This window comes from Banduia mediterranea (assembly GCF_031846245.1).
Classification (GTDB): Bacteria; Pseudomonadota; Gammaproteobacteria; order Nevskiales; family Nevskiaceae; genus Banduia; species Banduia mediterranea.
Window position 1 is genome coordinate 13164 of record NZ_JAVRIC010000017.1, and the last position, 16777, is coordinate 29940.

General features: G+C 66.5%; 18 protein-coding genes. 1 reads left to right on the forward strand and 17 read right to left on the reverse strand.

What is annotated here, in order from left to right:
- Positions 1-58 precede the first annotated feature (58 nt).
- From RM530_RS12030 to mobA, 10 genes are all read right to left on the reverse strand, one after another.
- The gene (locus tag RM530_RS12030) at positions 59-1393 is read right to left on the reverse strand and encodes a DNA recombination protein RmuC (RefSeq protein ID WP_311365478.1); all 1335 of its coding nucleotides are present in this window, start codon (positions 1391-1393) and stop codon (positions 59-61) included.
- A 221-nt stretch (positions 1394-1614) separates the two neighbouring features.
- Positions 1615-2811, reverse strand: a complete 1197-nt coding sequence (locus tag RM530_RS12035) for a molybdopterin molybdotransferase MoeA (protein ID WP_311365479.1) — start codon at positions 2809-2811, stop codon at positions 1615-1617.
- Positions 2805-3497 carry an ATP-binding cassette domain-containing protein gene (locus RM530_RS12040; RefSeq protein WP_311365480.1) on the reverse strand — a complete coding sequence of 231 codons (693 nt, stop codon included), beginning with the start codon at positions 3495-3497 and terminating at the stop codon, positions 2805-2807. The genes RM530_RS12035 and RM530_RS12040 overlap by 7 nt, the downstream gene beginning before the upstream one ends.
- 7 nt (positions 3498-3504) lie before the next feature.
- Positions 3505-4176: a molybdate ABC transporter permease subunit gene (gene modB, locus RM530_RS12045; protein ID WP_311365481.1), complete on the reverse strand. Its 672-nt coding sequence runs from the start codon at positions 4174-4176 to the stop codon at positions 3505-3507.
- A gap of 6 nt (positions 4177-4182) precedes the next feature.
- A complete protein-coding gene (gene modA / locus RM530_RS12050; protein WP_311365482.1) occupies positions 4183-4962 on the reverse strand; it encodes a molybdate ABC transporter substrate-binding protein in 780 nt (259 codons plus the stop codon).
- Positions 4959-5897: a bifunctional molybdenum cofactor biosynthesis protein MoaC/MoaB gene (gene moaCB, locus RM530_RS12055; protein WP_311365483.1), complete on the reverse strand. Its 939-nt coding sequence runs from the start codon at positions 5895-5897 to the stop codon at positions 4959-4961. The genes modA and moaCB overlap by 4 nt, the downstream gene beginning before the upstream one ends.
- On the reverse strand, positions 5890-6396 hold the full coding sequence (locus RM530_RS12060) for a molybdenum cofactor biosynthesis protein MoaE (protein WP_311365484.1): 507 nt from the start codon (positions 6394-6396) through the stop codon (positions 5890-5892). Before RM530_RS12060 ends, moaCB begins: the two co-directional genes overlap by 8 nt.
- Before the next feature lie 2 nt (positions 6397-6398).
- The gene (locus RM530_RS12065; protein WP_311365485.1) at positions 6399-6641 is read right to left on the reverse strand and encodes a MoaD/ThiS family protein; all 243 of its coding nucleotides are present in this window, start codon (positions 6639-6641) and stop codon (positions 6399-6401) included.
- A 133-nt stretch (positions 6642-6774) separates the two neighbouring features.
- Positions 6775-7782 (reverse strand): GTP 3',8-cyclase MoaA, encoded by a 1008-nt coding sequence (gene moaA, locus RM530_RS12070; RefSeq protein ID WP_311365486.1) that lies wholly within the window; start codon positions 7780-7782, stop codon positions 6775-6777.
- Complete coding sequence (gene mobA / locus RM530_RS12075; RefSeq protein ID WP_311365487.1) at positions 7779-8363, reverse strand: molybdenum cofactor guanylyltransferase MobA; 585 nt, start codon at positions 8361-8363, stop codon at positions 7779-7781. Before mobA ends, moaA begins: the two co-directional genes overlap by 4 nt.
- 92 nt (positions 8364-8455) lie before the next feature.
- Between mobA and RM530_RS12080 the strand changes: the two genes are divergently transcribed.
- On the forward strand, positions 8456-8827 hold the full coding sequence (locus tag RM530_RS12080; RefSeq protein ID WP_311365488.1) for a winged helix-turn-helix domain-containing protein: 372 nt from the start codon (positions 8456-8458) through the stop codon (positions 8825-8827).
- Here RM530_RS12080 and RM530_RS12085 read toward each other — a convergent pair.
- From RM530_RS12085 to RM530_RS12115, 7 genes are all read right to left on the reverse strand, one after another.
- Complete coding sequence (locus RM530_RS12085; RefSeq protein WP_311365489.1) at positions 8819-9400, reverse strand: nucleotidyltransferase family protein; 582 nt, start codon at positions 9398-9400, stop codon at positions 8819-8821. The two genes, RM530_RS12080 and RM530_RS12085, sit on opposite strands and share 9 nt — an antisense overlap.
- Entirely contained in the window at positions 9393-10346 is a 954-nt protein-coding gene (locus RM530_RS12090; protein WP_311365490.1) for an XdhC family protein, read from the reverse strand. The genes RM530_RS12085 and RM530_RS12090 overlap by 8 nt, the downstream gene beginning before the upstream one ends.
- Complete coding sequence (locus RM530_RS12095; RefSeq protein ID WP_349256230.1) at positions 10346-12523, reverse strand: xanthine dehydrogenase family protein molybdopterin-binding subunit; 2178 nt, start codon at positions 12521-12523, stop codon at positions 10346-10348. Before RM530_RS12095 ends, RM530_RS12090 begins: the two co-directional genes overlap by 1 nt.
- Positions 12524-12577: 54 nt before the next feature.
- Entirely contained in the window at positions 12578-13036 is a 459-nt protein-coding gene (locus tag RM530_RS12100; protein ID WP_311365492.1) for a (2Fe-2S)-binding protein, read from the reverse strand.
- Between the two features lie 340 nt (positions 13037-13376).
- Positions 13377-15524, reverse strand: a complete 2148-nt coding sequence (locus RM530_RS12105; RefSeq protein ID WP_311365493.1) for a TonB-dependent receptor — start codon at positions 15522-15524, stop codon at positions 13377-13379.
- 140 nt (positions 15525-15664) lie between these two features.
- On the reverse strand, positions 15665-16042 hold the full coding sequence (locus RM530_RS12110) for a DUF2946 family protein (RefSeq protein WP_311365494.1): 378 nt from the start codon (positions 16040-16042) through the stop codon (positions 15665-15667).
- Positions 16043-16421: 379 nt separating this feature from the next.
- Complete coding sequence (locus RM530_RS12115) at positions 16422-16748, reverse strand: hypothetical protein (protein WP_311365495.1); 327 nt, start codon at positions 16746-16748, stop codon at positions 16422-16424.
- Between the last annotated feature and the right edge of the window lie 29 nt (positions 16749-16777).

The window sequence follows — 16777 nt, forward strand, 5'->3', positions numbered from 1 at the left end:
CTCTTTGCGCCTTAGCGTCTTTGCAGGAAACAAAAGCTGTTGCTTTCAGCCCTGGGACTCAGCTTCCTTCAGCCTCGTCCGGCGCCTCAAGCGCTTCGTTGTCCTCGTTCGCCTCGCGGACCAGATCGGCCGGCAGCGCCTTGCTGGCGCGGGCGCCCATCACCCGCAGTTGCTCGGTGCGGCGCACGAGGTTGCCGCGGCCGTCGATGAGGCGTTTGCGCGCTGTGTCGTAGGCGTTCTGGGCCTTGCCGAGCTTGTCGCCGACGTCGGACAGCGCCATCTCGAACAGCACGAACTGGTCGTAGAGCTTGCCGGCCTCCTCGGCGATCTTTTGCGCGTTCTGGCCCTGGCGTTCGATTTTCCAGAGGTTTTCCACGGTGCGCAGCGTCGGCAGCAGGGTCGACGGCGACACCAGCGCCACGTTGCGCGCCAGCGCATCTTCATACAGATCCGGCGCGGCCCGCAGGGCTTCGATGTAGGCGGCTTCGGACGGCACGAACATCAGCACGAAGTCCAGCGATTCGATGCCCGGTAGCTCCTGGTATTCCTTGACCGACAGTCCCTTGATGTGGCCGCGCACCGATTGCACGTGTTCGGCCAGCCGCTGGCGGCGCTCGTTGTCGTCCAGTGCCGCTCCGAGGCGGGAAAACGCCGTCAGCGAGACCTTGGCATCCACAATCACATCGCGCCCGTCCGGCAGATGCACCACCGCGTCCGGTCGGCGCCGGCCGCCTTCGATACTGATGTTGACCTGGGTCTCATATTCGCGCCCACGCTCCAGCCCGGACAGCTCGAAGATGCGTTCCAGAATCATCTCGCCCCAGGCGCCCTGTGTTCTCGTTTCGCCCTTCAGTGCGTTAGCGAGGTTATTGGCATCCGAGGAAACCTGTTGCGAGAGCTTTTGCAGATTGACGATTTCCGACTTGAGCGCAAGGCGATCCCGGGTTTCGTGCTCGTAGGTCTGTTTGACCTGTTGTTCGAAATGACCGATGCGCTCGCGCAGCGGATTCAGCAGATTTTCGATCTGTTCGCGGTTGCTCTCGGAAAACCGCTTGGATTTCTCTTCGAGAATTTCCTGCGACAGCTGTTTGAAACGCGTGGCCATTTCCTCACGCGTGGATTCCAGCAGCTTGAGCTTCTCGGCGGAGGATTCGAGCTGTGCGGCCAGTGTGGCGCGATTGGCGGCGAGTTCGCTGTCGAGACGCCGACTTTCCGCCTGCGCGCGGTCGATCTGTTCACGTTGCCGTTCGAGTTCGGTGCGCTGCGCATCGACCTGGGCGTCACTGCGCAGCAGGCGACCCCGTAGCAGCAGTCCGGTGACGACGATGCCGATCAGCACGCCCAGGACGAGGCTGCAGGCCGCCGCCAGTGCCGGTGATTCGAGAAGTTCCATCAGGAGATTGTAAGCGTGTCGAACCGTTCACCGGCCGGCCGCATCCAAAAGCCGGTCAGGCCCGTATCACTGTTCGTAAGCCAAAGCGGCGTTTGTCGAGGTTTGCATGAACCAGCCTGGGCATACGCCTGAATATCGATTGGGAATGAACACAAGAATGTCTAATGGCCATGCCGCAAGCGGGCGAGAGTAGCTCGGCATCACGCAGTGCGTGATTCACGTTAAATCGGCATCCACCGCACCCAGGTGGGTGCCGTGCTGCCGCGTGGTATTCGGGCCAGGGCATTGGCCTGCGCCAGGTTGCCGAGCATGTGCGAGGCCTGTCCGCCCAGGGCTTCGAAATTGCAGCGGCCGTCGTCGGTGTAGTCGATGATGCCGCGCACCCAGCGTACCCGGGTCGGTTCTGGCTGGATGGTCTCGCCCTTGACGGTCGCGAACCGTGACCATTCGCGCGGCGGCTCCATGCCCTGCATGCGCAGGATCGCCGTACGCACGTAGATCAGCAGGTTGACCAGCACCGAGCCCGGATTTCCGGGCAAACCGAACAGCAGGCGGCCGGCACGCTCGGCGACGAACAGTGGCATGCCGGGCTTCTGCGCAACCTTCCACAACACCTCGCGTGCGCCGATGGCCCTGGCCGCGGCTGGAACGTAGTCATGGTCGCCGACCGAGACGCCGCCGCAGCTCAGCACCATGTCGGCATCTGCGAACGCACGTTCCAGAGCATTGCGGGTGTCCGCCTCGTGGTCAGGGACATGCTCCACGCGCAGCGGCGGTATGCCCCAGGACGTCAACCATGCGGCCAGCTGCGGGCCATTCGAATCCGGAATTTGGCCCAGTCGCAGCTTGCTGCCATCCGACACGATTTCGTCGCCGGTGGTCAGAACCACGATACGCGGCGGTTGGCGCACGCTGACATTTTCGACGCCGGCCGTCGCCAGCGGAGCGATCAGCGCCGGCGTGACCAGGGTCCCGACCTTTGCAATGACGCTGCCCTCACGGCATTCCTCGCCTTGCGGACGAATGTCGGTGCCGGGACCGACCGCTTCGACGATGTCGATGGCGGCGTTCCGCTTGCGGGTTTTCTCCTGACGGACCACGGTGTCGGCACCGCTCGGCAGCATGCCGCCGGTGAGGATGCGCATCGCCGTGCCGGGCTTGAGGTCCGGTGCCTGCGACTGCGCCGCCGCGGCGACGTGGCCGCTCAGCGGCAGGGTCTGCGGCAGTGCCGTCAGATCCTGATGGCGCAGTGCGTAACCGTCCACGGCGCTTTGTGTGAAGCGCGGCAGATCGAAATGCGCGCGTGCCGGTTCGGCCAGGACGCAGTGCACGGCTTCGGTCAGGGGTACGCGCACGGCATGCAGCGGTTGGGTCGCCGCAGCGATCAGATTGAGCGCATCTTCGACACTTTTCAGCATGGGTCCACCATCGTACCGGGCGGCGTTTCGTCGCAGGATGCGCCGTACGCTTCGGTTTCCAGAGCCAGAATTTGGGTGGCCAATCGCCGTAGTTCGGCACCGGCGTGGCTCACATATAGCATTGGCAAGCCGCTCGCGTCTCGCACGCGTTCGATGCAACTCAGCACTTCGTCACGGCCACGCGCGTCCAGAGCGGACACCGGCTCGTCGAGCAGCAGCAGTCGAGGTGCCGCCAGCACCGCGCGAGCAATCGCCACACGCTGCGTCTCGCCGCCGGAGAGTCCGTCGACCTTGCGCTGCAGCAAGGGCGCCAGACCCAGCAGTGCAATCACGGTGTCGCGATCCAGCGCGGGCGTGGCGGTGGCGCGGCGTGCGGCGTAGGCAAGGTTGCCGAGAACATCCAGATGCGTGAACAGGCGCGCATCCTGGAACACTGCGACGACCCGCCGCCGGTGCGGGGCAACGAAGACGGCTTGCGCGCTGTCCTGCAGCACTTCGCCATTGAAAAGCACGCGGCCCCGCGCCTGGGGCTCCAGTCCGGCCAGCACGCGCAGCAGACTGGTCTTGCCGGCGCCAGACGGCCCGCTGATGCCGAGAATGCCGTTCCAGCGGCGATGCGTGGACATTCGCAGCAATTGCGGAGGACGACTCAGGCTGAAGTCGATCTGGAGTTCGTTGTCGCTCATTCCTGATTCAGCGGACCACCATCGGGAAGCGCCGATTGAGTCCGTAGACCACCATCAGCACCACATAGGATACGAGCACGATCAATGCCGAAAGCTGATGGGCCGCCGCATAGTCGTGGCGTTCCACGGCTTCGAAGATCGCGATCGAGACCACGCGTGTTTCCTGCGGGATGCTGCCGCCGACCATCAGCACCACGCCGAATTCGCCGAGGGTGTGAGCAAAGCCCAGTACCGCCGCCGTCAGAAAGCCGCGCTTCGCCAGCGGCAGCGCGACCGTGAAGAACGCATCGAGCCGGGACGCGCCGAGCGTCCACGCCGCTTCCAGCGGCCTGCGACCGATCGCCTCGAAGGCGGTCTGCAAGGGTTGCACCACGAACGGCAGCGAATAGAACACCGAGGCCAGCACCAGGCCACTGAAGGAAAACGTCAGCGTGCCTCCGGTCAGGTCCACCCACAGGCTGCCGAGCGGTCCCTTGGGACCGAGCACGATCAGCAGATAGAAGCCGAGTATCGTCGGCGGCAACACCAGCGGCATGGCTACCGCCGATTCGATCCAGACGCGAGCCTTGCTACGGGTATGCGCCAGCCACCAGGCCATCGGCGTGCCCACGATCAGCAGGGCGATGACAGTGGCGGCCGCCAGTTTCAGCGTGAGCCAGATCGGTTCGAGATCGGCCATGGCCGTTTAGCTGGGACAGGCCGCGTCCGCGGCGATCTCGTAGCCGAAACGGCGAATGCTGCGCTGCGCATTCTCGCTGCCGAGATAGCGTAGAAAGCCGATGGCCGCCGCGTTGTCGCGCCCGCGCTTCAGCAACACCGCATCCTGTGCCAGCGGCGTGTGCAGATCGTCCGGTACGGTCCAGCGGCTGCCGCCGGCTTCGTCACCCGCGGCGGCGAGCGAGGATGCAGCGACGAAGCCCAGTTCGGCATTGGCGGTGGCGACCATGTGGTAAGTCTGGCCGATGTCCATGCCCCGTACGAGCCTGGATTGCAGCTGGGTCCAGACCCCGAGTCTTGTCAGCACTTCGCGCGCCGCCGCACCGTAGGGTGCAGTGTCTGGGTTGGCGATCGCGAGATGGCGCAGGGCGCTGTCGGTCAGCGCCGGTTTGGGATCGTCGCCGATGCGGTCGGCGTCGCGGCTCCACAGCACCAACCGGCCGACGGCGTAGGTGCAGCGTGTTTCGCGTACCGCCAGCTCTTCGTCGATCAGCCGCTGCGGGCGCGCCTGATCTGCGGCGATCAACAAGTCGAACGGGGCACCTTGTGTGATCAGCGTGTACAGGCTGCCGGTGGATCCGCTGGACACGCGCAGGCTGTGGCCGGTCTGCTGTTCGAACGCCTCGACCAACTGTTCCACGGGCGCCGCGAAATTGGCCGCCACCGCGATCGTGGCGTCTGCGGCCTGTGCGGCGAAGCCCGGCAGCGTCAGCATCAGCCAGGCCGATGCTCGCAGCCGAGACTTCATTCGTAGCCGCCCTCGTGCGGTCTTGCGATGCGGCACACCTCGATCAAATGAACCAGCCCCGGCAACACCGCCGCCAGGGTTTCCTCGGCGCCCTTGCGCGAGCCGGGAAAGGTGGCGACGAAGGTGCTGCCCGACAGGCCGGCAATGCCGCGCGACAGCATGGCGTAGGGCGTGCGGGCCTGACCGAAGGCGCGCGCCGTCTCCATGAAGCCGGGCAGTTCGGTTGTGAGTAGCGGCTGGACCGCTTCCACGGTCTTGTCGCGTGGGCCCAAGCCGGTGCCGCCGACGGTGACCACGAAGTCCGCCTTGTTCTCGATCCAGGCCTGCACCCAGGCGCGAATCTGCTCGGGCTCGTCCGGCGCGATGTCGTAGGCGACGATGTCGAAGCCGGCCTCGGCCAGCCGGTCGCGTACCGAAGCACCGGCGGTGTCCGGCTTCCTGCCGGCGGCGACGGTGTCCGACAGCACCAGCACCGCGGCTCGCGCACCACCCAGAGCATCCTTGAGCGCACGCTTGAAATGCGACTTCCCGCCTTTCTTCTGGAGCAGGCGGATATTGCCGATCTTCATCGCCTCGGCCGGTGCGTAGGCCTTGAGCATGTCGTAGACCGTGAGCGCAGCGATGGAGACGGCGGTGAGCGCTTCCATTTCCACGCCGGTCGCGGCGATTGTCTGTACCTCTGCCGCCAATTCGATGCCGTCGTCCACGACCTGCGCCTCCATTTCGGTCTTGAGCACGCCGATCGGATGGCAGTGCGGCAACAGGTCCGGCGTGCGCTTGACCGCCATCATCCCGGCCAGCTTGGCGGCGCCGCAGACGTCGCCTTTCTCGACCTCGCCGCTGCGCACCACGGCGATCGTCTCAGGCGGCAATCGCACGTAGCCGGCGGCACGGGCGCTGCGCAGGGTGGTCGGCTTCAGGGTGATGTCACGCATGCGTGTGCTCGTGTTCGTGGGAATGATCGTGCGCGTCCGCTTCGCCGTCCGGGGCGATGCAGCAGCCGGTGACGAAGGCGCTGCTGCCGTCTGCGTAGAACTCCTCCTTCCAGATCGGCGCGCGGTGCTTGGTGGCATCGACCGCATGGCGCAGCGCGGCGAAGGCTTCGGCCCGGTGCGGCGAACGCACCACCACCAGGATCGCGTTCTGGCCGACGCCAAGCTCGCCGATGCGGTGCTGGATGCGACACACCGGTACGCCGAAACGCTCGCGCGTTTCGGCCTCGATGCCGGCGATCAGCTTTTCGCACAGTGCCGCATGCGCGGTGTAGACCAGGTGCGTCACCGGCTTGCCTTCGTGATGATTGCGCACGGTGCCGGCGAAGATCGCCAGCGCGCCACAATCGTCACGCTCGGTATCGGCCAGCATCGCGTCCAGCGACAGCGGCGTGCTGCGGATGTGGTGTTCGGTCGGGGTATCGGGACGTGGCGAATCCATCTTCAGCCTCCGGAGACGGGTGGCAACACAGCGAGCGTATCGCCGTTCTTCAGAGCATGGCTGCGCGGCACCAGATCGTCACCGATCGCGAAGGCGCAGCGCTTGAGTTCGCGCGCCAGCTCGGCGGAGCCGGCGATCACCGCGGCAGCGTCGGCAACGGTTGCCGACTCGGGCAGCGCGAGTTCCCGGCGCTCGGTGCCGGCAAGGCGGGCGGCGACGCCCCAGAACTGGATTTGGATGTTCATGTCGATGGGTTCGCGCGTTTGTGTCTGGCCACACGGTGGGGACGCTTCGCTTTGCTGACGCGACGGTCTCCCTTCTCCCGGAGGGAGAGGGAGAAAAACCGGGTCACCGAGCTTGCTGCATCGGTAGACACGCCTAGCCTCCAAGATGGTGCATCGTGATCGGCCGCTCCACATAGCCCGGCTTCTCCGCGTATCCGGCTTCCTTGTTCCACACATGCCCGCGAATCGAGGCCAGCATGGCGGCGGCGTCGGCACCGGCGCGCAGCGGTTCGCGCAGGTCCAGCGCGGTGGGCGAAAACAGGCAGTTGTAGAGGCCGCCGGTGCTGCTCAGGCGCACCCGGTCGCAGCTGGTGCAGAACGGGTTGGTGACGGTGGAGATGATGCCGATGCTGTGGCGATCGTCCAACCGGTAGTAGGTGGCCGGTTCGTTGGTTCTCGGCAGGCGTTCGATGTGGTGTTGCCGGGCCAGGCGTTCCAGGATTTCGGCTTCGCCGATGACGCGCTCTGCGCGCCAGTCGCCGCGACCGTCCAGGGGCATGAATTCGATGAAGCGCAGCGGCAGGTCCTGTTCCATCGCCCAGCGCGCCAGCGGCAGCAATTCGTCGTCGTTGTAGTCGCGGATCGCCACGCAGTTGAGCTTGACCGGAATGCCGGCCGCGCGCGCGGCGTCGATGCCGGCCAGCACCGGGCCGATGTCGGCGCGCGTCAGTTCGCGGAACCGATCCGCGCGAATCGCGTCGATGCTGATGTTGAGATCGTCCAGCCCGGCGTCGGCCAGCGGCTGCGCCAGCTGCACCAGTCGCGAGGCGTTGCTGGTCATGGCGATGCGTTCCAGGCCTTCGGTGCGCAGGGTATCGAAGTCCGCGACCAGCTCGACCACATCCTTGCGCAGCAGCGGTTCGCCACCGGTCAGACGCAGTTCGCGCATACCCAGTTCGGTCACGAACAGGCGCACCAGTTGCAGCATTTCCGCGCGGTCCAGAATCTCCGGTTTCGGCAGCCATTTCGGATGCTCGGGCATGCAGTAATGGCAGCGGAAATTGCAGCGGTCGGTCAGCGACAGGCGCAGCTTGCGCTTGATGCGTCCGCGCGCGTCGGCGAGCTGCGGATGCAGGGCATTGACGGGCAGCGGCGCGTTCACGCCGCCTCCAGCGCTTGTGGTGTATTCAGATTGCGCAGGCCGCAGTCCGAAAAGTCCGCGCGTGCGGCGTTGTTGCGCTGCAGGAATCCGCGCACGGAGCGATCGTTGCGGGTGGCGGCTTCGTTGAGCGAGGCAATCAGCGCGCGCTCGAAGACGCACAGCGGATACAGCGCATCGCCGCACACGGCATAGGCCGCAGCGACGCGTGCGTCCCGTGCGGCGCCGATCAGCCGGGAGACCAGGTTCGGCGGCAGTTGCGGCACGTCGCAGGGCGCGCAGACGATCCAGCGGGTATCGGCGGCGCCGGCGACCGCGAGCATGCCGGCGAGGGGACCCTGATAGTCGCCGTCACCCTCGTCGCTGACGACCGTGAACCCGTAGGCGCGGTAGCGTTCGAGGTTGCGGTTGGCGCTGATCAGCAGCGTTGCCACCTGCGGCGCCAGAACTGCGGCGACCTGCTCCGCCAGGGGGCGGCCACGCCACAGGATCAGGCCCTTGTCGCGGCCGCCCACGCGCAGGCCGCGACCGCCGGCAAGGACGGCGCCGGTCACGGATTCGCGGAGGGTCGGGTCGATGTTCAAGGCTCGGCGTTCGAGGTCTGGTTTTGGAAAGCGTGCGTGATTCGTTGTTCCCAAGTATATATAACGCCTGTTCCGCCCGTGCAGAAAATCCGATGTCCGGTTCCCAGTTCTCCATACGCTCCAACTTCTGGCTGATGGTCGGCGACAAGAGTCTGGCCGGGCGCGGGCGCATCGAGTTGTTGGAGCGCATCGCCGAAACCGGCTCCATCCGTCAGGCGGCGATGGCCATGCGCATGAGCTACCGAGCGGCCTGGGATGCCGTCGATGCCATGAACCAGCGGGCGGCCGCGCCGGTGGTCTCTCGCGCCACCGGAGGGCGTGGCGGCGGCGGCGCGGTATTGACCGAAGCCGGAGTGCGTCTGGTGAATCTGTTCCGCTCGGTGGAGGCCGAGCACGCGCGCAGCGTGGAGCAGATCAACGAACGTCTGGCGGGCCTCTACGACCAGGTGTGTGGCTCAGCGTGAGCGCCAGTCGCGCGGTGTGTCGATATCGCGCAGCAGATCATCCGGCGCGGCGATTTCGCGCACGCTGTCGAGCCGTTCGAGCAGGCCGCGCGCGCCGCGGTCGCCCCGCAGCGCCGCCAGCGGCGCGAACAGGCGGCGATGCAGCAAGACCGGATTGGCGCGCCGCCCGCCACTGACCGGCACCACCGCCGAATCGCCGGTTTGCCATGAAAAAATGAGGCGGTCGATATCGTGTGCGCGCAGTGCCGGCATGTCAGCCAGCACGATGACGGCGCCGTCGCGGTCGGCCGGCACGGCGGCGAGGCCGCGTTGCAGCGAACTCGCCATGCCGCTGGCATGGCGCCGGTTGAATACGAGCCGAAGCCGCACCCGCCAGGGCAGCATTGCCCGCCGCAGGGCGCGCTGCTGATGGCCGGTGACGACGATCACCGGCGAGCCTTGCGAGCGCAGCGCAGCGGCGACCGGTGCGCCGACCAGCGGCCGCCCACGGTGAGGTTGCAGCAGCTTGTTGCGTGGCCCGAAGCGGCGTGAGCGACCGGCGGCTAGCACCACGACCGCGAAGCGCTCAGGCACGCGCGGCGACGATCTGCGCCAGGATCGACAGGGCGATTTCCTGCGGCGTCGAACCGCCGATCGGCAGACCGGCCGGGGTGTGCAGACGTGCGAGCTGTTCGCGAGTTAGCCCGGCGTCGAGCAGGCGCTGCAGGCGCAGTTCGGACTTGCGCCGGCTACCGAGCGCACCGATGCAGAACGCCGGCGAATCCAGGGCGTGCATCAGCACGGCGTGGTCGGTATCGGCGTCGTGCGTCAATGTATAGACCGTGCACCAGGTGTCGAGCTTCAGGTCGCCCAGCGCCTGTTCGATCGGGCGGCGGTCGTAGGCGAGCAGCCGAATGCCCTGCGGCGGCGCTTCGGGGCCGTTGGGCCGCAGCAGTACGATCTCGAAGCCGAAGGCATCGGCCAGTCGCGCCAAGGCCAGGCTGACGGGGTCGCCGCCGGCGATCACCAGCCGCGTGGTCGGCCGATGCTGTCGGGCGATCTCGCCTTTGCGCTGCCCGACGCTCCAGTCGGTGACCACCGTCAGCGGACGCCGCGCATCGCGCGTCTGGCGCCATCGCGCGACCTGCGCTGACGCATCGCGCAGCGTTCGCACCAGAATCCCGATGCGGCCGCCGCAGGCGAGCTGGATGTCCAGCACCGGGCTGCCGGCGCCGTAGTCGAGATAGCGCGGTTCGCCGTCGGCGAGCACGTCCAGAGCCTGCTGCGCCACTTCGGCCTCGACGCAACCGCCCGAGACGTAGCCGGCGCATTCACCGAGATCATTGATCGCCATTTCGGAGCCCAGAGGGCGCGGCGAGGAGCCCTCGATCTCGACGAGCGTGGCCAGCGCGAAGCGGCGGCCGTCGGCGAGCCAGCGCTCCAGCGTCGGCAGCAGATCGTCGACCAGGCCGTACTCCGGCCAGTCCGGCCAGTCCGCCATGCGCGTGCCGGCCGGGATGCGCGGCGTCGTTTCGGGCATCAGGCCTTGGTCAGCCCGGCGCGCGTGAATGGCAGTTGACGTACGCGTTTGCCGGTGAGCTTGTACACCGCATTGGCCACGGCCGGCGCCAACGGCGGCACGCCGGGTTCACCGACGCCGGTGGGCTGCTCCTGCGACGGCACGATGTGCACCTCCACCTTCGGCATCTCGGGAATCCGCAATACTTTGTAATCGTGGAAGTTGCTCTGTTTGGGCACACCGTTCTCGATCGTGATCTCGCCGTACAGCGCGGCGGCCAGGGCAAAGCCCGCGCCGCCTTCCATCTGCGCCGCAATCTGGTCGGGGTTGACCGGAACACCGCAGTCCACGGCGACGGTGAGGCGATGCACGCGCGGCAGGCCGTCCTTGCCGATCGAGACTTCGGCCACGTGCGCGACGTAGGAGTCGAACGAGAAATGCACGGCCACGCCGAGCGCGCGGCCGGCTTCGGGCTTGTTGCCCCAGCCGGACTTCTCGGCCGCCAGCTTGAGCACGCCGGCCATGCGCGGCGCTTCGTCGAGCAGCGCCAGGCGGAATTCCACAGGGTCGCGTCCGGCCTTTTCGGCCAGTTCGTCCATCAGGGTTTCCATGACGAAACCGGTATGCGTGTTGCCGACCGAACGCCACCACAGCGGACGCACCGCCTGCTTCGGCGAATGCATGGTCACCGAGAACGCCGGAATTGCGTAGGGCGTGGGTTCGATCCCTTCGCTGGTCGATTCGTCCACGCCGTTTTTGACGTTGCCGGCCATGATGTCCGTGGCGCCCATGATCGACTGGCCGACGATGCTGTGCTGCCACGCGGTGATGGCGCCTTCACCGTCGAGACCGATCTTCGCCTTGTGGACGTACAGCGGGCGGTAGAGGCCGCCCTGCATGTCATCCTCGCGACTCCACTGCACCCGAATCGGCACTTCGCTCCCGCTCTTCTGTTTCATCGCCTTGGCGACGTTGACGGCTTCCACCGTGAAGTCGGCCCAGGCATTGGCGCGCCTGCCGAAGCTGCCGCCCGAGATCAGGGGATTGAGTGAAACTTGTTCGGGCTTGAGCCCGGCGGCCCCGGCCGCCTTGGGAAGGTCTATCGACGGGAATTGGTGGCCGCCCCAGGTTTCCAGCTTCCCGTCGTGCAGCCAGGCCACGCAATTCATCGGCTCCATTGAGGCGTGTGCGAGGTATGGCAGGCGGTACACCGCATCGAGAGTGATCTTGGCACCGTCGAGTCCGCTCTGGGTCTTGTCCGAGGCCACGACGACGGCGCCGGCCTGGTCGGTCATCGCTTCGTATTCCTCGTAGAGCGCCTCGCTCGACGCCGGGCCGGCGCCGCTGCGGTCCCATTCCAGCTTCAGCAGCTTGCGTGCCTTCAGGGCTGGCCACATCGACTTTGCGACCACCGCCACGCCTTCGGGAACCTTCACGACATCGACGACACCGCTGAGCTTGAGCGCCTCGGCTGCGTCGAAGGACTTGAGGCTGGCACCGAATGCCGGTGGTCGCGCGATCACCGCCGTCAGCAGACCGGGGAGTTTCACGTCGATCGTGTAGGTCGCCGTGCCGTTGCACTTGGCCGGGGAATCCAGACGATGCGTATTGCGCTTGCCGACGTAGACGAACTTCGACGGGTCCTTGAGCGGTGCGTTCTTCGGCGGCTGCAGCGTCGCCGCATCCTCGGCCAGCTCGCCGAATGTGGCGGAGTTGCCGCCGCCCGACACCACGCCCTTGCTCACCGAGATCTGCTTCGCCGGAACCCCCCAGCGCCTGGCTGCGGCCTCCACCAGCATCGCCCGCGCGGTGGCGCCGGCATGACGCATCTGCATCCAGGAATTGGCGATCGCGGTCGAGCCGCCGGTGCCCTGCATGCCCCCCATGTTGAGGTTGCCGTAGAGCTTGGCATTGGCGGGAGCGTACTCCGCTTGGACGCGGGCGAGATCGGCGTCGAGTTCCTCGGCGAGAATCGTGGTCAGGCCCGTGGTCACGCCCTGGCCCATCTCGTGATGCTTGACGACCAGCGTCACCGTGTCGTCGGGCGCGATGCGCACAAAGGCGTTCGGCGCGAATTGAGTGTCGGCCGTTTGCGCCGCGCGTGCGCGGCCGGGCGATGCGAGATAAACGCCCATGACCAGTCCGACGGCACCGGTGGACTTGAGAAAACTGCGCCGGTCGAGCCCGCCACCGAGCATGTGGAGTTCGCGAGCCAGGGTATTGGAGTCCAGAAATTTCATGGCGCGTCGTCCTCAGGCCGTCATCTGTTCTGCGGCGCGATGAATCGCGGCGCGAATGCGTTGATAGGTCGCGCAGCGGCAGATGTTGCCGGCCATCGCGCCATCGATGTCGTCGTCGGTCGGTTTCGGAATCTGCTCCAGCAGCGCCACCGCCGACATGATCTGACCGGACTGGCAGTAGCCGCATTGCACCACGTCGAGTTCGACCCAGGCTGCCTGCACCGCCTTGGCGGCCTTCGACGACAAGCCCTCGATGGTGGTGATTTCGGCGTTCTGCGCGATCGAGTACGGCGCCGAGCAGGCGCGCAGCGGAGAGCCGTTGACGTGCACGGTGCAGGCGCCGCACTGGGCGATGCCGCAGCCGAACTTGGTGCCGGTCAGGCCCAGTTCGTCGCGCAAAACCCACAGCAGCGGGGTATCGGAATCGACCTCGACTTCGTGGATCTGGCCGTTGACCTTGAGGCTGGGCATGTTGGTCTCCTTGGGTAGTCCGTGGGGGTTTGCGTCACGGCGCGTGCCTGGATGCCTATCCGCCGAATCGGTGTCGCCATGCCGGAGCAGACACTTTTACCGGTTCGGCCGACTGGGCCTTGTGCCATAGGTTAGCGTGAATCACGCGCGGCGTGATGCCGACCGACCCTCGCCCGCTTGCGGGGAGAGAGAGGGGGGCCGCTCGCGGCTGCGAGCGGCGTATGAGGGCAACGACCATGCCGCAGGTGATTCATGAGGACCACCTGCGGAGCGGGTGGTGGGGTGAGGCTGATCGCTCCCAGCGTAGGATTCATTTTTCCGGTGCCTCTGGGCATGGCCGTCAGAAGTTCATCGTCACGCCGATGTTGATCGAGCGGCCACGGCCCGGTACCGGGCGTAACACGCCGGTGGCGTCGAAGTCTCCGAGAGACTGGCCGCCCAGCGGCAGCGTGTAGGCCTTGTCGAGGAGATTGTCCACACCCAGTTCCAGACGCCAGGACTGCCAGCGGTAGGCCGTGGCCAGGCCGATGAGGGTGTAGCCGCCAGTTTCGGGTTCGACGCGGGTGTCATCGACGCGGGTCTTGGCAGCCACGGCCTCCACGCGCAGGCGGTTTTCCCAGGCGCCGAGCTGGTGCTGCAGCGTCAGTACCGCGTTGGGTGGCATCTGGTGGTAGAGCGATCCGCCATCCTCGCGGTTCTTGCCGCGAACCCAGGATGCGGCCAGCTCGGCGCTGGCGCCGCCCCAGGTTTGCGAGGCGAACAGATGGCGCGCGGCCGACAGGTCCACGCCATAGAGCTCGGCCGACTGGTTGACCAGTTGCAGCTGCGAAAAGCCGTTGGACAGCTCGGCGAGCGGCATCGCGTCGATGTAGTCGTGCACGCGGGTGTAGTACGGTGTGAGTTCGACCTGCCAAGGATGGATCGCGCCGCCCTGCAGGCGGGCGCTGGCGCTGAAGGTATCGGCGGTTTCGGGTTCGAGTTCGAGATTGCCGACATAGCCGTTGCCGTCGCCGTACCAGCCGATCATGCGGCTGGACATTGAACCGCGACCCCAGGCGTAGCGTTCGTAGAGGTTGGGGGATCGCGTTTTCCGCGCATAGCCGAGTTCCAGCGTCAGTTGTTCGCTGGCCTGGTAGCGCGCCAGCGCACTGAGGTCGAGATGGCTGTCCTGCCGGTCATGATCGACGGCATTGAAGGCCTCGGCCGCCGCCGCGTCGGCGGCGCTCATCATGCTGGTGGTTGAATACGGCTGCACGTCGCCGGTGTTCATCCACACGATATCGTTGCGAACGCCGAGCAGTGTGGTCCAGCTCGCGCTCCAGCGCGCCTGCCACTCGGCGAAACTGCCCAGGCGCGTGCGATAGGCATCGTTGACGTTCACATAGGTGTCTGGCCCCATCATCATGCTGCCTTCGACCGCGGGCCAGTAGTCGTTCAGGGTCTGGCGCTGCAGTTCGTTGCCGACGCGCAGGCTGTCGCGCGGCGACAGTTCGATGTCGCCCGAGACCCGATAGCCGGCGCTGCGCACGCGCGTGACCATCGGCATGCCGCCGTTCGCGGTTCCGCCCTTGTCGGCCAGGAAGTTCATTTCGTGCTCGGTGTCGCGATAGTAGGCACGCGTGTCCAGCGTTCCCCAGTCGTAGCTGCCGCGATAGCGCAGCGCGCCCTGCGCCGAGCGGTTGAAGCTCATGTCCATGTACTGATTCGGAAATCCCTCGTACGGCGAATGCTGGAGGCTGCCGTCGAGTTCGACCAGTCCGCGGGCGGTGCGCATCGCCAGTTTCAGGGTCTGGTCGAGCTTCTCGTACTCGGTGGAGCGGACTTCGCCGTCGCCGTCGCCGCCCTCGTAGTTGTGCGAACGAACGCCGGAAGCCGAGTAAGCGAGGTGATAGCGGTCGGAGGCGAGCATGGCGCCGAGCTGGCCGCCGCCAACATCGCCGTTGCTGCGATAGAAGGCGCCCGCCTGGCCGGCGAACAGGCGCTCGCCGATGTCCGCGAAGCGGGGTTCGGCCGATTCCACGGCGATGGTGCCGCCGATGCTGTCGCCGCCGAGACTCACCGGCGTGATGCCGGCGATGACGTTGATCGTGGCGATCGTCTGCGGGTCGGTGTACGACAGCGGCGGGTTCATGTGATTGGGACAGGCATTGTCGATCGCCACGCCGTCGATGACCACGCGCACGCGATCGTCGTTGAGGCCGTGAATGCTCGGCAGGCTCGAAAAGCCGCCGGCGCCGTTGGCCGACACGCCGGGAATGCTGCGCAGCAGCTCGGCGACGTCACTGCTGGAGGCGGCGGCGCGATCAAGGTCCTCGCGGGTCAGGCGGCCCTGGTTGAGGGCCGATTCAGCCTCGCTGCCTTCGATCAGGGTCATCGGCAGTTCGAAGGGCTCCCCGGCAAAAGCCGGGGCGTGGTACAGGCAGGCGGCCGCGACGGCGACCAGGCACAGGCGCGATGCCGGTGCATACGGATTCTTGCGAATAGTCATGAGCGTCTCGTTGAACCCGGCGCGCGATGCGCACCGAGTCAGTCGGTTGCATACGGAAAGGCGCCGGCCGGCGCGCGCGGCGTCGGGCCAACGCGGCGCTGATGGGCAGCGGGTGCGGTCCGCGACAGGGACCGAAGGCTTCAGGCGAGAGCGGGAGGCCCGGTGGCGGGCGGGCGCGGCCGGCTGTCGGCGACGCGCAGGCGCGAGGGTGGCACCGTTGCCGCGAATGGCAGCGGTGCCGACGAGAACAAGGAGAGATCGACGCTTGGTAGACCCGGCATCGCCGCATGGGCGAAGGCGCAGGACTGAGTCAGCATGAGATGGTGGTCGGCGTGCGCCGCGTCGCCGACGTCCGGCGAGAACTGCGGACCGCCGCCGTTGCACAGGATCAGACCGATGCGGTGCTCACCGCCGTCCGCCGGGCCCAGCATGAAGCCCTGCGGAAGCAGGACATTCATCATCACGGCGACGAGCGCGAGGTACAGGGCTGTGCCGGAATGTCTGAGACGTGCGTTCAAGTTGAACGGCCGGAGGGATGGAACCGGCGTCCATTGTAGTCAGTGCGTGACACGGCGTCATCCACGGGCGTCACCCGGCTTGATGGCCACCAGGACCATGAGGGCGTCCGAGCGCGTCGCGCGCGGTCCGGGCCGGACAGATTCCGTGCCTGCTGCGGTTGAAGACGGGTCGGCAAATCCAGGCTGTCCCTGTAAACCGATTCGGACAAGCGTCAAAACGCAGGATTCGACCGACAGGCGGACGCGGCATCGAACCCGAAGGCTGTAGGACGTGTAGGACGCAGCCCCTATCGCCGTCGCGACAGACCGGCCCCCATGGCCGCGCCGACCGCCACGCCGATCAGAATGTTGCCGAATGCCACGCCGAGCGCGCTGCCGATCAGGTGCCGATCAACCAACTCAGCAGACTGAGGCCGATCAGCAGGTACAACGTACCGCTGACGAATGCGCGTTTCATGTAGGCGCGCAGCGCCGCATAGAGCAATAGCAGGCCCACGATCAGAGGTACCAGCCCGACGGTGGAATCGCTGATGCCCAGGGCCTGTGCGACCCCGCTCACGAAATCCGAGATCGCCCCGCGGATGAAGCCGAGGACCGTTGCCAGAGCCTCGACGATGAAGCGAATGAGGCTGCCGAGAATATTGCCCAGCCACTGGAAGAACCCGTCGGCATGGGTGGGTGGCATTGCGGCGCGGAGTGAATTCATCGCGGCATCTTAGCCTTGTCGGTGGCATT

Excerpts from the sequence above, each read along its gene's own strand:
- RM530_RS12100 (WP_311365492.1), bottom strand. The coding sequence starts at position 13,036 with ATGCCCAGCCTCAAGGTCAACGGCCAGATCCACGAAGTCGAGGTCGAT.
- RM530_RS12090 (WP_311365490.1), bottom strand. The coding sequence starts at position 10,346 with ATGCCCGAAACGACGCCGCGCATCCCGGCCGGCACGCGCATGGCGGAC.
- RM530_RS12080 (WP_311365488.1), top strand. The coding sequence starts at position 8,456 with ATGTCCGGTTCCCAGTTCTCCATACGCTCCAACTTCTGGCTGATGGTC.
- RM530_RS12105 (WP_311365493.1), bottom strand. The coding sequence starts at position 15,524 with ATGACTATTCGCAAGAATCCGTATGCACCGGCATCGCGCCTGTGCCTG.
- moaCB (WP_311365483.1), bottom strand. The coding sequence starts at position 5,897 with ATGCGTGACATCACCCTGAAGCCGACCACCCTGCGCAGCGCCCGTGCC.
- RM530_RS12030 (WP_311365478.1), bottom strand. The coding sequence starts at position 1,393 with ATGGAACTTCTCGAATCACCGGCACTGGCGGCGGCCTGCAGCCTCGTC.
- RM530_RS12115 (WP_311365495.1), bottom strand. The coding sequence starts at position 16,748 with ATGAATTCACTCCGCGCCGCAATGCCACCCACCCATGCCGACGGGTTC.
- RM530_RS12095 (WP_349256230.1), bottom strand. The coding sequence starts at position 12,523 with ATGCTCGGTGGCGGGCTCGACCGGCGCAGTTTTCTCAAGTCCACCGGT.
- RM530_RS12040 (WP_311365480.1), bottom strand. The coding sequence starts at position 3,497 with ATGAGCGACAACGAACTCCAGATCGACTTCAGCCTGAGTCGTCCTCCG.
- RM530_RS12060 (WP_311365484.1), bottom strand. The coding sequence starts at position 6,396 with ATGGATTCGCCACGTCCCGATACCCCGACCGAACACCACATCCGCAGC.
- modB (WP_311365481.1), bottom strand. The coding sequence starts at position 4,176 with ATGGCCGATCTCGAACCGATCTGGCTCACGCTGAAACTGGCGGCCGCC.
- RM530_RS12035 (WP_311365479.1), bottom strand. The coding sequence starts at position 2,811 with ATGCTGAAAAGTGTCGAAGATGCGCTCAATCTGATCGCTGCGGCGACC.
- RM530_RS12065 (WP_311365485.1), bottom strand. The coding sequence starts at position 6,641 with ATGAACATCCAAATCCAGTTCTGGGGCGTCGCCGCCCGCCTTGCCGGC.
- modA (WP_311365482.1), bottom strand. The coding sequence starts at position 4,962 with ATGAAGTCTCGGCTGCGAGCATCGGCCTGGCTGATGCTGACGCTGCCG.